Origin of the sequence: Acrocarpospora macrocephala (assembly GCF_009687865.1) — a bacterium.
Lineage (GTDB): Bacteria > Actinomycetota > Actinomycetes > Streptosporangiales > Streptosporangiaceae > Acrocarpospora > Acrocarpospora macrocephala.
The window spans coordinates 65,615-80,491 of sequence record NZ_BLAE01000029.1 but is presented as its reverse complement, the minus strand read 5'-3'; the positions used below and the strand labels follow the sequence as shown (position 1 = coordinate 80,491).

10 protein-coding genes are annotated in these 14,877 nt (G+C 68.9%); 7 read left to right on the top strand and 3 right to left on the bottom strand.

Going from position 1 to position 14,877, the window contains the following annotated elements:
- Positions 1–111 precede the first annotated feature (111 nt).
- The gene (locus Amac_RS24705) at positions 112–1,146 is read left to right on the top strand and encodes a LacI family DNA-binding transcriptional regulator (protein ID WP_155344099.1); all 1,035 of its coding nucleotides are present in this window, start codon (positions 112–114) and stop codon (positions 1,144–1,146) included.
- On the opposite strand, the gene Amac_RS24700 is transcribed toward Amac_RS24705, so the two are convergent.
- The 3 genes from Amac_RS24700 to Amac_RS24690 form a co-directional block, all read right to left on the bottom strand.
- Positions 1,121–1,972 (bottom strand): carbohydrate ABC transporter permease, encoded by an 852-nt coding sequence (locus Amac_RS24700; RefSeq protein WP_155356776.1) that lies wholly within the window; start codon positions 1,970–1,972, stop codon positions 1,121–1,123. The two genes, Amac_RS24705 and Amac_RS24700, sit on opposite strands and share 26 nt — an antisense overlap.
- Positions 1,969–2,859, bottom strand: coding sequence for a carbohydrate ABC transporter permease (locus Amac_RS24695; protein ID WP_246268654.1), 891 nt, complete (start codon positions 2,857–2,859; stop codon positions 1,969–1,971). The genes Amac_RS24700 and Amac_RS24695 overlap by 4 nt, the downstream gene beginning before the upstream one ends.
- Positions 2,860–3,016: 157 nt before the next feature.
- Complete coding sequence (locus tag Amac_RS24690; RefSeq protein ID WP_155356775.1) at positions 3,017–4,309, bottom strand: extracellular solute-binding protein; 1,293 nt, start codon at positions 4,307–4,309, stop codon at positions 3,017–3,019.
- A gap of 294 nt (positions 4,310–4,603) precedes the next feature.
- Between Amac_RS24690 and Amac_RS24685 the strand changes: the two genes are divergently transcribed.
- The 6 genes from Amac_RS24685 to Amac_RS24660 all read left to right on the top strand — a co-directional run bounded on the left by Amac_RS24685 (position 4,604) and on the right by Amac_RS24660 (position 14,864).
- Complete coding sequence (locus Amac_RS24685; protein ID WP_170322626.1) at positions 4,604–6,304, top strand: alpha/beta fold hydrolase; 1,701 nt, start codon at positions 4,604–4,606, stop codon at positions 6,302–6,304.
- A 128-nt stretch (positions 6,305–6,432) separates the two neighbouring features.
- Entirely contained in the window at positions 6,433–7,836 is a 1,404-nt protein-coding gene (locus Amac_RS24680; RefSeq protein ID WP_155356773.1) for a glycoside hydrolase family 30 protein, read from the top strand.
- A 161-nt stretch (positions 7,837–7,997) separates the two neighbouring features.
- A complete protein-coding gene (locus Amac_RS24675; protein ID WP_155356772.1) occupies positions 7,998–9,029 on the top strand; it encodes a Gfo/Idh/MocA family protein in 1,032 nt (343 codons plus the stop codon).
- The gene (locus tag Amac_RS24670; protein ID WP_246268652.1) at positions 9,020–9,853 is read left to right on the top strand and encodes a DUF6807 domain-containing protein; all 834 of its coding nucleotides are present in this window, start codon (positions 9,020–9,022) and stop codon (positions 9,851–9,853) included. The genes Amac_RS24675 and Amac_RS24670 overlap by 10 nt, the downstream gene beginning before the upstream one ends.
- Positions 9,841–10,485 carry a cupin domain-containing protein gene (locus Amac_RS24665; RefSeq protein WP_155356771.1) on the top strand — a complete coding sequence of 215 codons (645 nt, stop codon included), beginning with the start codon at positions 9,841–9,843 and terminating at the stop codon, positions 10,483–10,485. The genes Amac_RS24670 and Amac_RS24665 overlap by 13 nt, the downstream gene beginning before the upstream one ends.
- 164 nt (positions 10,486–10,649) lie before the next feature.
- Positions 10,650–14,864 (top strand): NACHT and WD repeat domain-containing protein, encoded by a 4,215-nt coding sequence (locus Amac_RS24660; RefSeq protein ID WP_155356770.1) that lies wholly within the window; start codon positions 10,650–10,652, stop codon positions 14,862–14,864.
- The last annotated feature ends 13 nt before the right edge of the window (positions 14,865–14,877 follow it).

Below are 14,877 nucleotides of genomic sequence, written 5' to 3'. Positions count from 1 at the left end.
TCGCAGAATAGATACCAGGCAGGTAACACGTCAACAGCTCGTGGGAGCGCTTCCATATGCCTATCCGACCTGGGGAAGCGGGACCGAAAGTTTTCGGCTATGATCCGTTCCATGCCATCGAAAAGGCGGGTGACTATCGCCGTTATCGCCGAAGAGGCCGGCGTTTCCGTCCCCACGGTTTCCAAGGTCATCAACGGCCGCCCCGAAGTCGCCCCAGAGACGCGGCAGCGGGTGGAACGCCTGCTGCACAAACACGGATACCAGCGCCGGGTCAGCCCCGGCGACGGCCCGGTCGGGCTGATCGACCTGGTGTTCGCCGAGATCGAGAGCCCGTGGGCGATGGAGATCGTGCGCGGCGCCGAGACCGCCGCCCGCGAGGCCGAGGCCAGCGTGGTCATCTCGGTGCTGCACACCCACGCCGGGCCTGGCCGGGACTGGCTGGAGCGCATCGCCGCCCGCCGGACCGACGGCGTCGTCATCGTCGCCTCGCGGCTCTCGACCGGCCTGCAGGGCCAGCTGAGCGCCCGCTCGATGCCGTTCGTGGTGGTCGACCCCGAGGGCGAGCCCGCCAACGGCGTCGCCTCGGTGGGGGCCACCAACTGGCACGGCGGCCTGTCGGCCACCCGCCACCTGCTGGAGCTCGGGCACCGCCGGATCGGGATGATCGGCGGGCCCGGCGACATGCTGTGCAGCCGGGCCAGGATCGACGGCTACCGGGCGGCCCTGGAGACCGCCGGGGTGCCGGTCGAGCCGGAGCTGATCCGGCACGGCGACTTCCTGGTGGACTCCGGCCACGATCAGGGTCACGCGCTGCTGTCCCTGCCCGACCCGCCGACCGCCATCTTCGCCGGAAGCGACATGCAGGCGTTCGGGGTCTTCGAGGCGGCCCGGCAGCGGGGGCTGCGGGTGCCCGCGGACCTCAGCGTGGTCGGCTTCGACGACCTGCCGCTGGCCAGGTCGGCCTGGCCGCCGCTCACCACCGTCCGCCAGCCCCTCCAGGACATGGCCGACCTGGCCACCCGGATGGTGCTGGCGATGGGCCGTGGCGAGTCCGCCGAGGCCCGGCGGGTGGAGCTGGCGACCGACCTGGTGGTCCGCGAAAGCACGGCGCAGCCATCGCCTATCCCTTCGTCGCGCCCGTGGTGAGACCGCCGACGAGATGGCGCTCGGCGACCGCGTAGAAGGCGAGCGCCGGCACCATCGCCAGCACCACGTAGGCCAGGATGCGGGCCGTGTCCCGGCTGAACTGCCCCTGGAACTGCTGCACGCCGACCGGCAGCGTCCACAGGCCGGGATCGTTGAAGACCACCAGGGGCAGGAAGAAGTTGTTCCAGCTCCCCACGATCGCCAGCACCGAGACGGTGGCCAGCGCCGGCCGCGCCATGGGCAGCAGGATCCGCCAGAAGAACCCGAACGGGGTGCAGCCGTCCAGGGTGGCCGCCTCCTCGATCTCGCCCGGGATCGACCGGAAGAACTGCCGCAGGATGATGATCGTCAGCGACAGCCCGAAGGCGGCCTGCGGCAGGATCACCCCCAGCGGGTTGTTCAGCAGGCCGAAGAAGCGCAGCAGGAGGAACAGCGGCAGGATCGCCACCGCGAACGGGAACATCAGCCCGGCCGCGAAGACGGTGAACAGGAACTCCCGCCCGCGGAAGGCGAACCTGGCGAACACGAACGCCGCCAGCGCCGAGACCCCGACCGTGATGAAGGTGGTGGCCAGGGCGATGAACGAGCTGTTCCAGACCTGGACCCAGAAATCGCCGGAGGCCAGCACGTTGGTGTAGTTGGACGGCACCCAGGGGTCGGGCAGGCCGATCGGGTTGGTGGACAGCTGCTGGTTGTTCTTGAAGCCGCCGAGCACGCCGTACAGGATCGGGAGCAGGATGAAGATGCCGATCACGATCACGACGGCGTGCAGCGCGATCGGCTTGGCCACCTGGATGGCGGGCTTGTCCCGCGCGTGTGTGCTCATCGTTTGGCTCGCATGTTGGTGATGGCCCCTTCGGTGTCGCGGCGCATGACGAATCGCTGGTACCCGATCGCGAACACGAGGCTGAGCAGGAACATCACGACGCTGATGGCGCTGGCGTAGCCGACCTGGAACCGCTTGAAGCCGAACTCGTACATGGTCACGCCCATCGTCTCGGAGGCGTGCACGGGGCCGCCGCCGGTGAGCACGTAGACCAGGTCGAACAGCTGGATGGTGCCGATCACCGACAGGAAGATGGTGATCCGGATGGTGGGGCCGAGCAGCGGCAGCGTGACGTGCCGGAACGCCTTCCACGGGGTGGCGCCGTCGATCTGCGCCGCCTCGATCAGCTCGGACGGGATGGACTGCCGGCCGGCCAAGTACAAGATCATGTGGAACCCGAAGTACTTCCAGGTCATCACGATGAACAGCGAGTACATGACGGTGGACGGCTCGGACAGGAAGGTGGACTCCAGCTCCTCCAGGCCGATGAAGGCCAGCAGATCGTTGGCCAGGCCGCGCTCCGGCGAGAGGATCATCGTGAACAGCACGGCCGTGATGACCTCGGACAGCACGTACGGCATGAAGAAGATCAGCCGGTACACCGCGCGCCCGCGCATCTTCTGGTTGAGCAGCAGCGCGATGGCCAGCGACAGCGGCAACTGGATGAGCACCGAGAAGACGATCAGGATCAGGCCGCGCCACAGGTCGCCGAGGAAGATCTCGTCTTCCAGCAGCCGGGTGAAGTTGTCGAGCCCGATGAAGTTCGTCGGGAACAGCCCGAAGCCGTTCCACTTGAAGAAGCTGGAGTACATGGCCAGCGCGATCGGCGCCAGCACCAGCAGCGCGAACAGCACGAAGGCCGGGAGGATGAACAGGACGATCGTCACCCACGCGCGACGCCGACGAGCGGCGGGCGATCCGCCCGCCGCCGGTCGAGAGGGTGGGGACCCTGAAATCGACGCGACCGCGCGACGCGGTCGCTCTCGGGGAGGGGCCGGAGGCGAGGTCGTGCCCTCCGGCCCTTTCGTCGTAGCCACTACGCCGTTACTCCGACTGAGCGGTCTCGGTGATGGCCTTGACGACCTCTTCGGGGCTCTTCGTGCCCGCGATGAGCTCGGCCACGGAGTCGTTGACCTGCTGGCCGACCGCCGGCGGGTAGGCCTGGTCGAGGTAGAGCTGGAAGTCGGTCGCCGCGGCCAGCGTCTCGGCCACCATCTTGCCCCGCGGGTTGGACACCGCGTCCTCGGTGCCCTTGATGACCGGGAGGATCGCACCGGTGCCGATCTCCTTGCGGTGGTTCTCCGGGGACAGGATGAACTTCAGGAAGTCCACCGCCGCCGGGGGCGCGTCCGCGCCGACCGCGAAGCCGCCGCCGCCGCCGAACGCGTCGGTGGCCGAGCCCTTGCCGCCCTCGACCATCGGGAACGGGAAGAAGCCGAGGTCGTCGCCGAGGTCCTTGGAGGTGTCCTTCTGGACGGTGGGCGCCCACTGGCCCATCAGCTCCATGGCGGCCTTGCCGTTGCCCATGGTCGCGGCCTGGCCGTCGGGGGTGTCGTAGTTGGCGCCGAGGAACCCGTTCTGGAACGGCTTGAGGTCGGCGAGTTCCTTCAGCTTCTGCCCGGCCGTGACGAAGTCGGGGTTCTCGAAGGACTTGGTGGCCGCCGCCTGCTTGAGCGCGTCCAGGCCGGCGACCCGCATCGCCAGGTAGGCCCAGTAGTAGTGGCCCGGCCACTTCGCCTTACCGGCGAGTGACAGTGGCGTGATCCCGGCCGCCTTCAGCTTCTTGACGTCCTCGATGAACTCGCCCCACGTGGCCGGTGGCGCTGTGATCCCCGCCTTCTCGAACAGCGCCTTGTTGTACCAGAAGCCCACCATTCCGATGTCGTACGGCACGCCATAGGTCTTGCCGCCCAGCTTGTACGCGGCGGCCGCGGCCGGCGTGATGGTGTCGGCCCAGGAGGCGATGTCCGCGGTGATGTCCTTGGCGATGCCCGCGTCGGCCTGCTGCTGGAGCACGCCGCCGCCCCAGGTCTGGTAGATGTCAGGGGATTCGCCCGACTGGGCGACGGTGGTCATCTTCGCCTTGAAAGCTTCATTCTCCAAGGGCGTGACCTTGATGGTGACGTTGGGGTGCGCGGCCATGTACTCCTTGGCCATGGCGTCCCACACCGGTGCCATGGGTTCGATGTTCTGGATGTGCCACCACTCCACGGTGACCTTCTCCTGGGCCGCAGCACTGCCACCGGCCGCGGGTTCCTCGCTTCCCGATGAGCCGCAGCCCGCCAGGAGTAACGCGCTCGCTGCCAGTGTGACCACTCCGCGTCGAGTCAACGACATATTGGTGGTTCCCTTCCGTCTTATCGCGGCGGCGAGGGGGTCGGGGGCCGCACGCCACCACGGGATCGGTCTTTGAAACTTTCGATATTTATCCGATAGTTTCCATCGATGGCGCTGAGGTTACATCGGCTTTACCACGGGATCAACGGTCGTTGTGGAGCTGTTACTCGGCCGGGAACGCTAGGGTTCTGCCGTGATCGTCGGAAATCTCGTACGTCGACGCGAGACATCCGATCAGTACGGATCTGGGCAGTAGAGGCGGAACCGGTGCGCCAGTGGACGACGCTCTTGACCGTGACCCTCGCGGTCATCGGTTCGCTTGGCCTACCCGGCCCGGCCCACGCCGACGGCGGCATTGAGGACCGACCCTGCCCGGTCCCGGTGCCGGCCGCCACGACCTGCGGCTTCATGCTCGTGCCCGAGCGCAGGGACGTCTTCGGCAGCGCCACCGTCAAGGTCGGCTTCGCCGTGCGCCGCGCGGGCGGCGACCAGCCGCCCCTGGTCTTCGCCAGCGGCGGCCCCGGCTCCGCCGCCCTGCCACTGATCGGCACGCTGGCCGAGCTCGCCCCCGGCCGGGATGTCATCGTGATCGAACAGCGCGGCGGGCGCTACTCCGAGCCCCGGCTGGAGTGTCCGGAAATAGCCACCGGAATCGTGGCCGGTCTGAAAGCTTCGCGCCCGGACGAGGTGACGGTGGCCGCGGCGACCTGCCGGGCCCGGCTCAAGGCCGACCTGAAGGGCTACCGCACGCAGGAGATCGCGGCCGACATCGTGGACCTGCGGCACTCGCTCGGCTACCCCGAGTGGAACCTGCTCGGGATCAGCTACTCGACCCGGGCGATGCTGCTGGCCGCCGCCATGGATCCGGAGGGCACCCGCAGCGTGGTGCTCGACTCGTACCTGCCGGAGTCCACGCCCTGGTATGACCAGGCCGTGCCGTCGCTGCGCGGGTCGATCGCCAAGCTCGGCGTCACCGACCGGTTCGACGCGATGGTCGCCCGGCTGAACCGGACCCCGGCCGAGGTGGAGATCCGGGACCCGGTGACCGACACCCCGGTCGAGGTCCGGCTGACCGGCGACGACGTGGCCACGCTGATCGGCGAGGCGCTCCGGGAGACCGACGTGGTGCCGATCGTGCCCGCGCTGGTGGACGGGCTCGCCGACGGCGACTACACGCTGCTGCGCCCGCTGGTGGACCAGGCCGGCGGCGCGCTCACCAGCCACGAGTGGGGCGAGTACTACGCGGTCCAGTGCCAGGACGAGGCGCCCTCCAACACCTTCGCGGACAAGCGCCTGATCACCGTGGCCGCGGACGCGGCGGTGTGCGCGCAGTGGCGGCTGACCGGCTCGCGGCCGGAGAACGCGACCACCGAGGCGCCGGTGCTGGTCCTCGGCGGGCAGTACGACCCGACCACCCCGCCGGAGACGGCCAGGGCCGCGATCCAGAACCTGCCGAACGCGCGGTTCGCCGAGTTCGCCGGCGTCGGCCATGGCGTGTTCCTGTCCAGCCGCTGCGGCCGGGAGACCGTGACGGCCTTCCTGAACGATCCGGGGGCCAAGACGCCCTGCGACGCGGGACAGCGGCCGCACGAGAACCTGAAGCCCGGCGAGCTGCATCTGACCATGCTCGGGTACACGGCGCTGGGCGCGCCCTGGGTGCTCGCCCCCCTGGGCCTGTTCCTCCTGACCGCCGCCGTGCAACTCCTGGGCGGCGCGCTGACCGTCCGCCGCGGCGGCGGCTACACCGCGCTGGCCGGTCTCACCGGCCTCGCCTTCGGCGGCCTCGCCGCCCTCAGCCTGACCGGCATGGCGGGCGGCCCCAACGCGCTCGGCATCGGCGTGCCCCCCGCGATCGTCTGGTACGGCCTGCTCGCCATCGCCTCCGCCGCCCTGTCGATCGTGGCCGCCTTCCGGCTTCGCGCCCCCGCGATCACCATCCTGCCCGCCGGCATCGGAATGATTTTCGTGACGTGGCTCTACGGCTGGGCACTCTGACGCAACTGAGCGCGTAAGGCCTACCGTCCGTCGAGTCACGGGTTGACGGGCTTGACCGGCAACATCTACGTTACGTGACACGAAAAGTCTCGGTAATCTTGTGAAACTTTCGGAAAGCGGGTCTCCGCATGTCGCGACGTCACAAGGCACTACTCGTTCCGATCCTGGCCTTACCCTTGGCGGGGTTCACGCCCGCCGGTGCGGAAAGCGCTTCCCATGGATCCAGGATCGAGGTCGACTACCGAACGGTTCATCAGAAGATCGATGGATTCGGAAGCTCGCAGGCGTTCCGCCGGATGGAGCTCATCGAGCAGCTCTCCCCGCAGCAGCAGCGCGAGATCCTCGACCTCTGGCTGAGCAAGGAGAAGGGCGCGGGAGTCAGCATCCTGCGGCTCGGCATCGGCTCCTCGCCGACCGGCAGCCCCTATGACCTGATGGAATCGATCCAGCCGGTCGACCCCGGCGGTCCTGACGCGACACCGAACTATGTCTGGGATGGCAAGGACGGCGGCCAGGTCTGGCTGGCCAAGGAAGCCAAGCGGTACGGCGTGAAGCGCTTCTACGCCGACGCCTGGAGCGCGCCCGGCTACATGAAGGACAACGGCTCCGACAGCAACGGTGGCAGCCTGTGCGGCCTGACCGGGGTGACCTGCGCCAGCGGCGACTGGCGCACGGCCTACGCCAAATACCTGGTGCAGTACGCGAAGTTCTACAAGCAGGAGGGCATCAAGATCACCGACATCGGGTTCACCAACGAGCCCGACTGGACGGCCGTCTACGCCTCCATGCGCTTCACCCCCGCCCAGGCGGCCGAGATGGTCCGGGTGATGGGTCCGTACGCCCGCCAGGCCGGGCTCAACCTGGTCTGCTGCGACTCCTTCGGGTGGAACGAGTCCAAGGCGTACACGGCGGCGATCGAGGCCGACCCGGTGGCGCGGCGCTACGTGGACGTGCACGCGGGCCACACCTACGCCAGCCCGGTGGACGCGCCGCTGCCGACGAACCGGCCGGTGTGGATGTCGGAGTGGAACCCGAACGGCGACACCTGGAACGAGGCGTGGGACGACGGCAGCGGCTGGGACGGGTTCACCATCGCCTCCGCCATCCATGACGCGATGACGCTGGGCAACGCCTCCGCCTACGTCTACTGGTTCGGGGCCTCGCGCGGGGCGACCCGGGCGCTGCTGCAGGTGGACGTGCCCAACCAGACCTACGCCGTGTCCAAGCGGCTGTGGGCGCTGGCCGCGTACAGCAGGTTCATCCGGCCGGACGCGGTGCGGCTCGGGATCACGGCGAGCGACCCGGCGCTGCGGGTGTCGGCGTTCCGCAACAAGGACGGCTCCGAGGTGGTGGAGATCCTGAACACGGGGACGGCCGCCGTGAGCACCACCCTCAAGACGAAGTCCGGCAAGGCCACCCTCTACCTGACCGATGGTGGAAACTCGCTGGCTCCGACCGTCCTGCCCGGCAAGCACGGCCACCGCCCGGTGACCCTGCAGCCGCGTTCTCTGACGACCATCGTCGTCAGATAACCGTTGACTCCGGGAGGGCGCCCCTGGGAGCGTGGGCGCCCTTCCGGTTCCACTTATTAACCAGAAACCCGTCCCATAGACAGCCGCATAGCCACCGATCAGGCGACTCACCGCTGCGGCTGTCCAGATCACGGCTTTCTAATTAAATCGGGGTGATCGGGATGATTCGGGTAGCGATCGTCGGCGCGGGCGGCATCGCGGGCGCGTGCCATCTGCCCGCGTTGCGCGCGCAGGCGCACCGGGCCGAGGTCGTGGCGGCGGTGGACGTGGACGAGGCGCGGGTGAAGGCGTTCTGCGCGGAGCACCGCATCCCGGTGGCGTACACCTCGCTGGAGGCGATGCTGGCGGGGGAGCGGCCGAATCTGGTGCATATCTGCACTCCCCCGCATCTGCACGCGGCGCAGGCGGTGGAGTGCCTGCGGGCGGGAGCGTGGGTGTGGATCGAGAAGCCGGTGTGCCGGTCGCTGGCGGAGTACGACCTGATTTCATCCGCTGAATTGGATGCGTTCGCGTCTGTTGTCTCGCAGCATCGGTTCGGGTCGGGGGTGCGGCATTTACGGGCGATCGCGCCGGAGCTGGGGCGGGCGCTGGTCGCGTTGTGCGTGACCGCCTGGTATCGGGATCATGCGTATTTCGACGTGCCGTGGCGGGGGAAGTGGGAGACCGAGGGCGGCGGGCCGACGATGGGGCACGGGATCCATCAGATGGATGTGCTGCTTTCGGTGCTCGGGGAGTGGACCGAGGTGCGGGCGATGACCGGGACGCTCGATCGGCGGGTGGAGACCGAGGATGTGTCCATGGCCATCGTGCGATTCTCCTCTGGAGCGATGGCGTCGGTGGTGAACAGCGTGCTGTCCCCTCGGGAGGAGAGTTACCTGCGGTTCGATTTCAGCGCCGCGACGGTGGAACTGCGTCATTTGTACGGCTATCGCAATGCGGACTGGACCTCCGCGTCGCCGCTCTGGAATCCGCCGGAGGATGTGCCAAGCTCGCATGAGGCGCAGCTGGCGGAGTTGCTGGACGCGTTCGAGCGGGGAGAGGCGCCGCCGATGAGCGGGCCCGAAGGGCGGCAGGCGCTGGAGTTGATCACTGGGCTGTACGCGTCGGCTTTTATGGGGAAACCGGTATTTCGTAGTGATCTGACGGTTGATCATCCGTTTTATCACCGGTTGGATGGAGGCACGTGGAGCTGATCTTCTCCGAGCGTGGGGTGGAGATCCTGCGCTACGTCTACGAACCGGATATGCCGGTTTTCGAGTCGCCGAAGCCGTTTTTTCATCCTATAAGGACGTTGGCGGGGGATGTGGTCAGCGTGTATCGGCCGCATGATCATCGCTGGCATAAAGGGTTGCAGCTTACCGTGTCGGATTTATCCGGCGAGAATTTCTGGGGTGGCGGGAGCTATGTGCGGTCCGAGGGTGGGTATGTGGATCTGCCCAACAACGGGACCATGCGGCATGAGGAGTTCCTGGCGCCGGGGGTTGAGCGGCTGACCTGGCATACGCAGGCGGGCGAGCACTGGGTGGACGAGGAGCGCGCGATCGCGGTCCGGGATGTGCTCGAGGATTCCTGGGCGCTGGAGTTCAGCACGGCGATCACCAATGTGCGCGGCTCGGAGCTGGTCTTCGGGAGCCCGACCACGAACGGGCGGCCGCTGGCCGGATATTGCGGTCTTTTCTGGAGAGGTCCCCGGTCGTTCGAGGGCGGCGATGTGATCGCCTCGCATGGCGAAGGGCCGGAGATGATGGGACGGCCGTCCGATTGGCTGGCTTATGTCGGGCGTCATGACGAGGTGGACCGCTGCTCGACGCTGCTGTTCCTGAGCGCCCAGCGCACCGACTGGTTCGTCCGGACGACGCCGTTCGCCGCCGTCAATCCGTCGATCGCGTTCGATCGGGTGCTGGTGCTGCCGCCGGGTGAGACGCTGTCCCTGCGCTACCAGGTGGTCGTCGCCACCGGGGCGTGGGATCGGGCCCGGCTGGAGGCGTACGTGAAGGAACATCCGTGTTCGGGGTAGGCGTCTCGGACCTGACCGTCTATGACTGGCCGACCGCCGACGGGCTCTGCGGGGGTTCTCCGCATTTGCACACCTTGTGCGCGGAGGCGTACGTGGTGATCGCGGGGGTCGGGAGCGTACAGACCCTGACCTGGTCCGGCTTCCAGGAGACCCCGCTGGAGCCGGGCTCAGTCGTCTGGTTCACGCCCGGCACGGTGCACCGGCTGATCAACGGCGGCGGCCTGCGCATCATCGTGCTCATGCAGAACAGCGGCCTCCCCGAGGCCGGCGACGCCGTCTTCACTTTCCCGCCGCACGTGCTCGCCGACGCCGCCCGGTACGGCCAGAGCGTCGCGGGCGACGTCCGGACACGCCGGGACCTGGCCATCGAGGGATTTCTGGCGTTGCGGGCGGACGGCTCCTCCTTCGCGGGGTTCCTCGAGCACGCGGCCCGGATCGTCCGGACCCGGCTGGACACTTTCGAGCAGCGCTGGCGCGAAGGGCCCCTGAAGGCCGCGCTGGCCACGGGCGAGCAGATGACCCGGCTCAGGAACGGCGATCTCAGCCACCTGCGGCAGGGCGCGGTGACCCGGCTCTCCCCCACCCCTAAGCCCGGCATGTGCGGCAATCTGCAGGCTTATCCGTCCGCCTAATGGGTGGCGGTCATCGTCATGACCAGAGCAGCCACGATGTTGTGGGCCGCGACCGCGCAGACCACGGTTCCCGAAAGTCGCTACCTCCACCGACCAAAGTTGATCGATCTCCAGCGCTCCAGGGACAGCAGGTGATATTTCTGCGATAGACGGATTCAGAGCGTTTGACCAAACGCGTTCAGGTGACCCCGGTGACGGCCGACAGCGCACAAGAGAGCGACGATCAGGCCCGTGAGGTGCGAGAACGGGTCGTGGCGGCGGTCCTGCGGCAGACGGCGTCCGGGGCGTTGCGGCTGACGCCTCCCGTCCTGCTCGCCACCCTCTGCGCCAGCGCGCTGACTCCGCTGGCGATGGGCCAGCCGGACGTGGCAGCCGCCCAGGTGCTCGCCGGGGTGGGGGTGAACATTCTCAGCCAGGTGATTGGCGACTCGATCACCGCGCTGCGCCGACGAACCAACAGCCCCGGCCCCGAGGACGTCGAACGCGAGCTGTCCGAGCGGATCGTCAAGCTGCTCGACGCCGGCAACACCGAGAGTGAGCGGCTGCGAGCCGAGATCGCCCGGCTGCTTCGCGAGATCGACGCGGCCGGCATCACCATGGAAACGTTGATCAACAGCGGCAACCGCGGCCTGCGATCCCAGCTGGCCCGGGCATTCACCGACCTAGGCGCCGAGTTCGCCGAGTTCGCCTTCCTGCTCACCGGCATCGAGCAGACAGCCGACCGGATCCAGCGCGAACTCCAGCAGCAGGCTGCGGAACGCCGCCACGACCGCGAACGAGCACGGCAGCAGTCCGACCAGCTCGTCCTCATCCGCGATGAACTCGCCCAGCTGCGGCAGGCGCGCTCCGCCGACTCCGGCGCGGTGCGCTGGCGGCACGAGAGCCCCTACCGGGGGCTGCTGCCGTTCGAGGCCGACCACGCCCCGATCTTCTACGGGCGGGAGCGACTGACCGCCAGCCTGGTGGGCAAGGTGGGCGAGCGGCTCTCCGGGCCGGGGCTGGTGATGGTCACCGGCGCGTCGGGTGCGGGCAAGTCCTCGCTGGTACGGGCGGGCCTGCTGCCCGCGCTGACCCGCGGTTCGCTGGCGGTGCCCGGCTCCGATCGGTGGCCGTGCCTGCTGCTCACCCCGACCGGGGCTCCGCTGGACGAACTCGCCACCCACCTGGCGGCCGCCGGAAACCTGAACCCCGTCACCACCCGTCACGCGCTGGCCGACCACCCGGACAAGGCCCACCTGCTCGTACGGCAATGCCTGCTGGCCCGTGGCGGCGCCGAGCGCCTGGTGATCCTGGTGGACCAGTTCGAGGAGATCTTCACCCTCACCGGCGAAGCCGCCCATCGGGACGCGTTCATCGCGGCGCTGGCCTCGATCACCGCCGCGCCTACAGGTCTGGCCGTCCTGGCCATGCGCGGTGACTTCGCCGACCGGTGCGCCGACTATCGGGTGCTGGCGGAGTCGCTCGCCGACGGCCAGTTCGTGGTCGGCCGGATCACCCGAGCCGACCTGCGCCGCGTCATCACCGGCCCGGCCTCGGCCGCCGGCCTGACGTTGGAGTCCGGACTGGCCGAGACCATCCTGGACGAGCTAGGCCCGCCCGGTGACTACGGCGCGGGCGCACTGCCCCTCCTCTCCCAGGCGATGCTGATGGCGTGGGAGAACCGGGACAGCGACCGGCTCACCATCCGCGGGTACGGCCGTGGCGGCGGAGTCGAACGGGCCGTACAGTCCAGCGCGGAAGCCGTGTTCGACGATCTCACTCCGGAGCGGCAGGCACTGGCCCACCGCCTGTTCCATCGGATGACGCTGGTGTCGCCCGACGGTCACTTCGCCCGGCGCCGCCTGAGCCGGGCCGAGCTGTACGCCCCGGGCGATCACGCTGGCGACGTCGACGCCGTCCTGGACGCCTTCGCCGCGAAACGGCTGATCGTACTCAACGAGGCGGGCGCGGAGATCGGTCACGACTGCCTGCTGCTCGCCTGGCCGCGGCTGCGCGACTGGCTGACGGAGGACCAGGCCAACCACGCCCTGCTCGGCCAGCTGACGGGCGACGCCACCATGTGGGACGACCACAGCAGGGATGTGTCCTTTCTCTATCAGGGCATCCGCCTGGAGGCCGTACACGCTGCTCTTCGTAGCGGTCGCCACCAAGCGCCGACCGGCGCGGTCCAGGAGTTCCTCACCGCCTCCGAGCAGGCCGTCGCGCGAGCCGAGCGGTCCGTCATCCGCCGCAGGAATCTGACCCGCATCTTCCTCGCCACGGTGATCACCTTGGCGCTGCTCGCCGTAGCTGGAGCGGTCAACGCCGTCAGGTCCGCCGGCCGGGCCGAGACCGGACGGGTGGAGGCGCTGTCGCGGCAACTGGCGGCGGAGAGCGTCGCCCTCGCCGGCACCGACATCGTCACCGCGGCCCGGCTGGCCGTGACGTCCTGGAGCTACGCCCACACCGACGAAGCCCGGCACGCGGTGATCAACGTCCTGGCCTCGCCACTTCGAGGTGTTTTCGCAGGCCACTCTGGCTTGGTCCGCGCGACGGTGTTCAGCCCGGACGGCGCGACCGTGGCGACGGCGGGAGAGGACGGCACCGCCCGCCTCTGGGACGCCGTCACCCACCGGCAACTCGGCGCGCCCCTCACCGGGCACACCGGTCCGGTTTCCGCGCTGGCGTTCTCCGCCGACGGTGCCACGCTCGCCACGGCCGGATCGGACGGCGCCACCCGGCTCTGGGACGTCGGAACGCGCAGACAGCTCGGAACCCCCCTCATCGGTCAGATCGGCTCCCTCCTCGCGGTGGCGTTCAGCCCCGATGGCACGAAGGTGATCACTGCGGGAACCGACGGCACCGGGCAAGTCTGGGACGTCGCCGGCCGGCAGCCGATCGGCCGCCCTTTCGCGCGTGGCGGTTCCGTCGCGGCGATGACTTTCGGACGGGACGCCGGGATCCTGGCCATAGCCGGGGCGAACAGCTCCCTCGTGCTGTGGGATGTCGCCACCCGAAAGCCCGCGGGCGGCCCACTTCCCGGTGACACGAGCAACACCTCGGCCCTGGTGGTCTCCGCTGACGGCCGCCTGCTCTGCGCCGCCGGTACTGACGGCACCATTCGACTCTGGGATATGGCCACGCGGGAGCAGCTCGGTGCCCCCATCGCCACCTCACACGGGGCATTGGGCCCGATCGTGTTCAGCCCCGACGGCCGGACGCTGGCCATCGCGGATCGCGACGGCGCCATCGAGCTGTGGGACATCTCGACCCGCAAGCGAATCGGTGCTCCCCTACTCACCCAAGCCGGCGCCCTGGCCGCGATGGCCTTCAATCCCGGTGGAACCATGCTGATCACCACCGGACTCCGGGGAACCGTCCGCCTGTGGGACGTCGGCGCCCACCGGCAGTCGGGCGCCCCGCTCACCGGACACAGCGGCTCCGTCTTCACGCTGGCGTTCGGCGGCATCCTGGCCACGGCCGGTTCCGACACCACGGTACGGCTGTGGAATCCCGCCACCCACCGGCAGATCGGCACCCCACTCAAGGGCCATACCGGCTCTGTCTATTCGATGGCGTTCAACCGCGAGGGCACGCTCCTATCCACGGCCGAATCCGACGGCACCATCCATCAGTGGGATGTCTCCACCCAGCGCACGATCGGGGCGGTGCTCGATACCGGCGGCGATGTCTCAGCGGTGGCGTTCAGTTCGGACGGAACGCTCGCGGCCACGGCCGGAGAGGACGCGAACATCCGACTCTGGGATCTCTCCACCCGCGGCCGGATCGGCACCATCGTCACCGGTCACCCCGGCGTTCTCTACAGCGTGGCGTTCAGTCCAGACGGGACGAAACTGGCCGCCTCTGGAATCGACGGCACCGCCGTCCTCTGGGATGTCAGCACGCGCGCACGGATCGGCGCGGCCCCCGGCCACACCGGCGCAGTCGTATCCATGGTCTTCAGTCCCGACGGCACGAAACTGGCCACGGCCGGTTCCGACGCCACGGTACGGCTCTGGGAGGTCGCCACCCGCAAGCAGATCGGCACGCCCCTGATCGGCCACACCGGCGCGGTCGCCGCGGCGGTCTTCACCACCGACGGCACGAAACTGGCCACAGCCGGTTCCGACGCCACGGTACGGCTCTGGGACGTCGCCACCCGTAAGCAGATCGGCACCCCCCTCACCGGACACACCGACTACATCCAGGCGGCGGCCTTCAGCGGCGACGGCGCGACGCTGGCAACCGCGAGCAACGACGGCACCGTCCGGTTGTGGGACATCGCCCAGCCCTCCGATCCCGCGTCGATCTGCGCCATCGCGGGCCGCGCCCTCAACGAACAGGAATGGACCCAGTACTTACGGGGCGAGACTTTCCACCAGGTCTGCGGTGGCCGCTGATCACCGAGGTGGG

Excerpts from the sequence above, each read along its gene's own strand:
- Amac_RS24705 (WP_155344099.1), top strand. The coding sequence starts at position 112 with ATGCCATCGAAAAGGCGGGTGACTATCGCCGTTATCGCCGAAGAGGCC.
- Amac_RS24700 (WP_155356776.1), bottom strand. The coding sequence starts at position 1,972 with ATGAGCACACACGCGCGGGACAAGCCCGCCATCCAGGTGGCCAAGCCG.
- Amac_RS24690 (WP_155356775.1), bottom strand. The coding sequence starts at position 4,309 with ATGTCGTTGACTCGACGCGGAGTGGTCACACTGGCAGCGAGCGCGTTA.
- Amac_RS24680 (WP_155356773.1), top strand. The coding sequence starts at position 6,433 with ATGTCGCGACGTCACAAGGCACTACTCGTTCCGATCCTGGCCTTACCC.
- Amac_RS24675 (WP_155356772.1), top strand. The coding sequence starts at position 7,998 with ATGATTCGGGTAGCGATCGTCGGCGCGGGCGGCATCGCGGGCGCGTGC.